The sequence below is a fragment of the Marinobacter sp. genome, from assembly GCF_041595835.1.
Taxonomy (GTDB): domain Bacteria; phylum Pseudomonadota; class Gammaproteobacteria; order Pseudomonadales; family Oleiphilaceae; genus Marinobacter.
The window spans coordinates 1-4,388 of the sequence record NZ_JBFHJO010000085.1 but is presented as its reverse complement, the minus strand read 5'-3'; the positions used below and the strand labels follow the sequence as shown (position 1 = coordinate 4,388).

The window sequence follows — 4,388 nt, the reverse complement described above, 5'->3', positions numbered from 1 at the left end:
TTGTGCCCAAAAACAACATTCCTCAGCAAAATATCAAAAAAACTGTTTGGATTACGTCACACCAACTATAGCCAGCTGCAGCGCAATAGCCAGCATCATCAAGCCGATCAAACCATCGATAATCCGCCAGACTTTCGGGCGGGACAGTACCGGCGCCAACGATGAACCAAACCACGCAAGACTGCCAAACCATAGAACTGACGCGCTGCCAGCCCCGACCAAAAAACCTGTCGTATTTGATTGCTGAGCTCCAACAGCGGGAACCAACAATAAAGTATCTAAATACACCTGCGGGTTAAACAGAGTAACGGCCAAAGTCGTTAGCAAAACCCCCTTCAGACTTCGCTTTACCTCCTCCCCGGCATTGAGCGCTGCCCGGCCCCGACCGACCCGAATAAATGCCCGGATCGCCAACCAACCTAAAAAAGCGACTCCAAGCCAACGCATGACTTCCAGGGCCTGAGGCATGGCAGTCAGAGCTGCTGAGACGCCAAACATTCCAAGCGTAAATAACACTATATCGGAGAGCATACACATACTGGCTGACCACCAGTGATGCTCACGGCGAATGGACTGGCTTAGTACATAGGCATTCTGTGCGCCAATAGCGACAATAAGCCCGCCACTTACCAAAAAGCCTGTCAGATAGCTCTCAATCACTGTTTTATACCAACGTAAAAGATGTAGAAAATCTATCGGCGAACGCCGAACCAGTGGGGGTACTTCAACAAAAAATACAACGCCAGCATGTCGTAGACGCTGTGCCAGACCATAACCATCCCTAAGCTATCACTGAGTTTATAAGCCACCCCCAACACTACCCCCAACCCTGTAGCCATCACGAAATAGGTGAAGGAAATGTAGTGAGCCAGCCCAAACAATACAGAAGCAGCGATCACTGCAGTCCATGGCCCGGTGTACTGGAGCAGCCATCCTTGAATAGCCCCCCGGAAAAGTAACTCTTCCCCTACTCCGGCAAGTACGGAAAGCACCAGTAATACTGGCCAGGGATAACCAGCGGCAAACTCATAGAGCGCCTGCATCTGTTGATCAAGGTTATCGGGGAACAGCCAGCTTAGCTTCGTCAGCTGCAAGATTGCCAGGTAAGTTGACAGGGCACCCAACGCTCCATAAAAGAGCACGGCAACAGCCCCAAGCCCCGTCAGAGCTAACGGAATCTTAAACAGCCATATTCCAATTAATCCTACTACACCAATACCGCCCTGAAATAACAGGGCGGCGGCAGTAGAAATAGACGACCGTCCACGTGAAGGCATGAATCAGCTAGAGAACAAATCCTTGACCGGGAACAGGTCATCGTAGGCAGGGGCCTGTTTCTGAGCCTTGGCCTGGAAAGTTTTCATCATGTCTGTCGGGCGGAACATGCCAGACTGCCATGTAGCCATATACTTCAGGCTGTCTTCCACACTGTGGTCGCGACTGAAGTTGAGCATTTCTTTACAGCCAGTGACCGCCAGCGGGGAATTCGCGGCAATCTGAGCCGCAATACCCAGTACAGCCTCAACCATTTCCTCATGGTTCTCGTACACCGCATTCACAAAACCCAGACGATACGCTTCTTCGGCACTAAACTTCCGCCCCGTGTAGGCCAGTTCACGCACAACACCTTCTGGCATCAGCTTAGGCAAACGTTGCAGAGTTCCAACGTCAGCGGTCATGCCAAGTTCGGTTTCCTTGATGGTGAAGTAAGCATCCTTAGAGCAATAGCGGCTATCGGCTGCGCACACAAGATCGAGAGCACCACCAATACAACCTCCGTGAACCGCAGCCAAAACCGGCAAGCGTACCTTTTCCAAAGAAGTCAGCGTGTCCTGTAGTTGCAGCACGACCCTTCGCAGATTCTCTGCCATACGGCCAGGGTCACCGCTCATAGGTACAGATTTTGGATCCGAGAAAACAGCCAGATCCATGCCAGCCGAGAAATGCTTACCCGTAGAAGAAATAACAATAACCCGGGCATTAGTATTGGCTTCAATGTCCTGCACACAACGAGGCAGTTCCAGCCAGAAGGCTTTGTTCATAGAATTCATGGCTTCGGGCCGGCTGAACTGAACATGAGCGACATAGTCTTTAACTTCAATATTGAAGCTTTCGTAATTGGCGAGTTCCGACAAGGTGTGACTCCTTTAACTGTATGTCTCTGAGACGTTGTTGTTACGGGCTAATAAACAGCACTGCATTCGACAGGACGCACATTACCCCGAAACGAGGTACGATGGAATTCACATTCTACGAGAGCATTCGCGATAAACGCCATGCTGGCGCGCTGCCGATGAATCAGGATAACTAATCAGGCTTTTTTATGTCACCCGCTGTGATCTTTGTCGTATTCGCTACCCTGCTACTGTCCGGCTCAGTCTTCTATTTGTTTTTCTACCGAAACTGGCGCCGGAAACGAGAGCTTGAACAGCCCTTCCCCAAACCCTGGCGCAAAATACTCAGGCATCAGGCACCGCACTACAACCGGCTCTCCAAAACCCGGCAAAAACGCCTGGAAAACCTGATTCAACTCTTCGTATCAGAAAAAGAATTTTATGGTTGCGCCGGTTTTGAAGTAGACGACAGAGTGAAGGTCACCGTAGCCGGTCACGCCTGCCTGCTGATTCTGGAAAGAGCATTTACCAGCTTTGATGAAGTACGCAGTATCCTGATCTACCCGGATGTGTATAAAGCAAAAGGAACACATAGCGACGGCATGGTGGTGAGCACGGGAGAACAATTACGGGCCGGCGAAGCATCGTCTCGTGGCCAGGTGGTATTAGCCTGGAGTGAATGTGAGCAAGCCATCGCGGAACCTTACGAGCCTCACAATGTGATACTCCACGAATTCGCTCATCAACTGGATTACCTGGACGGCACCGCCGATGGTGCTCCCCCCCTGAGCGGCGAACAGGCCCAGCAATGGCAGGAAACCATGACCAAAGCCTGGGAGCACTTGAGACAGCGACTGAAACAACGAAAAACCCCTTGGCTAGACCCATATGGTGCGACCCAACCGGCCGAATTTTTTGCCGTACTAACAGAAGCGTTCTTTCAACAACCAGACCACCTTCAGCAAGAACAGCCAAAAGTCTACGAAGCACTAAAGCGTTATTACCGATTAGACCCGAGAGACTTTACAACCCATCACCCTTAACACCCAAACGGTCGAGGTACAGGTGTAATTCCTGCACGCTGATGTTCACGTATTCCAGCACCCGGCCATAGAGCATCACCGTGGGAACATTACGCCCGCCCAGCTCCTTCTGAGTTTCACTCAGTACGTAAAGTATCGTCCTTTCAGTTTTTGTGAGACCATCCCGCGCATCGGGGATTACCTCGTCTATTCCGCGTAAACTGCTCATATTTCAGAATCCGGTAAGCTACCCATGGAAATCAAAGTCAATTATCTCGACAACCTGAGGCTTGAGGCCAAATTTGACGACTTCACGGTCATCTCAGACCAACCCGTACGCTACAAAGGCGACGGATCGGCCCCCGGCCCGTTTGATTATTTCCTGGCATCATCCGCCATGTGTGCAGCTTACTTCGTGAAGGTTTACTGCAACGCCCGAAACATTCCTACCGATAACATCCGTTTGTCGCAAAACAACATTGTAGACCCGGAAAATCGCTACAAACAGATTTTCAAGATTCAGGTAGAGTTGCCCGAAGATATTTCCGACAAAGACCGCCAGGGCATCATTCGCTCCATTGACCGCTGCACCGTGAAAAAAGTGGTACAAACGGGACCGGATTTCCAGATTGAAGTGGTGGAAAATCTTGACGAAGACGCCCAGGCCCTGCTCAACGTTGGCTCCAGCGAAAACACCAGCACCTACATTGAAGGTAAAGATCTGCCTCTGGAGCAGACTATCGCCAACATGACTGGCATTCTGGCCGATCTGGGCATAAAAATCGAAATAGCCTCCTGGCGCAACATTGTGCCTCACGTGTGGTCTTTACACATTCGCGATACCGCCGCGCACATGTGCTTCACAAACGGCAAAGGCTCCACCAAGGAAGCGGCACTGTGTTCCGCATTAGGCGAGTTTATTGAACGGCTGAACTGTAACTTCTTTTATAACGATCAATACTTCGGCCAGGACATCGCCAACAGCAAATTCGTGCATTACCCAGAGGAGAAATGGTTCCAGCCAGGCCCCGGCGGCGAACTGCCTGAGGGCATTCTGGATGACTACTGCCTGGCCATTTACAACCCGGATGGCGAACTGCTGGGCACTCATCTGTTTGACACCAATTCCGGCACGCCGGAGCGTGGCATCTGCAGCATTCCCTATGTGCGCCAGTCGGATGGGGAAACCGTATACATCCCCTCGAATATTATTGAAAACCTGTATCTCAGCAACGGAATGAGCGCTGGTAAT

Annotated in this window: 6 protein-coding genes; 2 read left to right on the top strand and 4 right to left on the bottom strand. The window is 51.0% G+C overall.

All coding sequences use genetic code 11. From position 1 onward, the window contains the following. Window positions 1-51 precede the first annotated feature (51 nt). From ABYA77_RS14635 to ABYA77_RS14625, 3 genes are read right to left on the bottom strand one after another with little or no spacing between them, the layout of a single operon-like run. The gene (locus ABYA77_RS14635) at window positions 52-660 is read right to left on the bottom strand and encodes a LysE/ArgO family amino acid transporter (protein WP_372966698.1); all 609 of its coding nucleotides are present in this window, start codon (window positions 658-660) and stop codon (window positions 52-54) included. A 32-nt stretch (window positions 661-692) separates the two neighbouring features. Next, a complete protein-coding gene (locus ABYA77_RS14630; protein ID WP_372966697.1) occupies window positions 693-1,277 on the bottom strand; it encodes a lysostaphin resistance A-like protein in 585 nt (194 codons plus the stop codon). A 3-nt stretch (window positions 1,278-1,280) separates the two neighbouring features. Then, window positions 1,281-2,135 (bottom strand): crotonase/enoyl-CoA hydratase family protein, encoded by an 855-nt coding sequence (locus tag ABYA77_RS14625; RefSeq protein WP_372966696.1) that lies wholly within the window; start codon window positions 2,133-2,135, stop codon window positions 1,281-1,283. Between the two features lie 188 nt (window positions 2,136-2,323). Between ABYA77_RS14625 and ABYA77_RS14620 the strand changes: the two genes are divergently transcribed. Next, a complete protein-coding gene (locus ABYA77_RS14620; protein WP_372966695.1) occupies window positions 2,324-3,157 on the top strand; it encodes a zinc-dependent peptidase in 834 nt (277 codons plus the stop codon). On the opposite strand, the gene ABYA77_RS14615 is transcribed toward ABYA77_RS14620, so the two are convergent. Further along, window positions 3,138-3,365, bottom strand: a complete 228-nt coding sequence (locus ABYA77_RS14615) for a hypothetical protein (protein WP_372966694.1) — start codon at window positions 3,363-3,365, stop codon at window positions 3,138-3,140. The two genes, ABYA77_RS14620 and ABYA77_RS14615, sit on opposite strands and share 20 nt — an antisense overlap. Window positions 3,366-3,389: 24 nt before the next feature. On the opposite strand from ABYA77_RS14615, the gene ABYA77_RS14610 reads away from it, so the two are divergent. Beyond that, on the top strand, window positions 3,390-4,388 hold a 999-nt coding region (locus tag ABYA77_RS14610), incomplete at its 3' end, for a YcaO-like family protein (RefSeq protein ID WP_372966693.1).

Bases quoted from the DNA above. Each gene is read 5' to 3' on its own strand.
- ABYA77_RS14620 (WP_372966695.1), top strand. From the start codon at position 2,324: ATGTCACCCGCTGTGATCTTTGTCGTATTCGCTACCCTGCTACTGTCC.
- ABYA77_RS14630 (WP_372966697.1), bottom strand. From the start codon at position 1,277: ATGCCTTCACGTGGACGGTCGTCTATTTCTACTGCCGCCGCCCTGTTA.
- ABYA77_RS14615 (WP_372966694.1), bottom strand. From the start codon at position 3,365: ATGAGCAGTTTACGCGGAATAGACGAGGTAATCCCCGATGCGCGGGAT.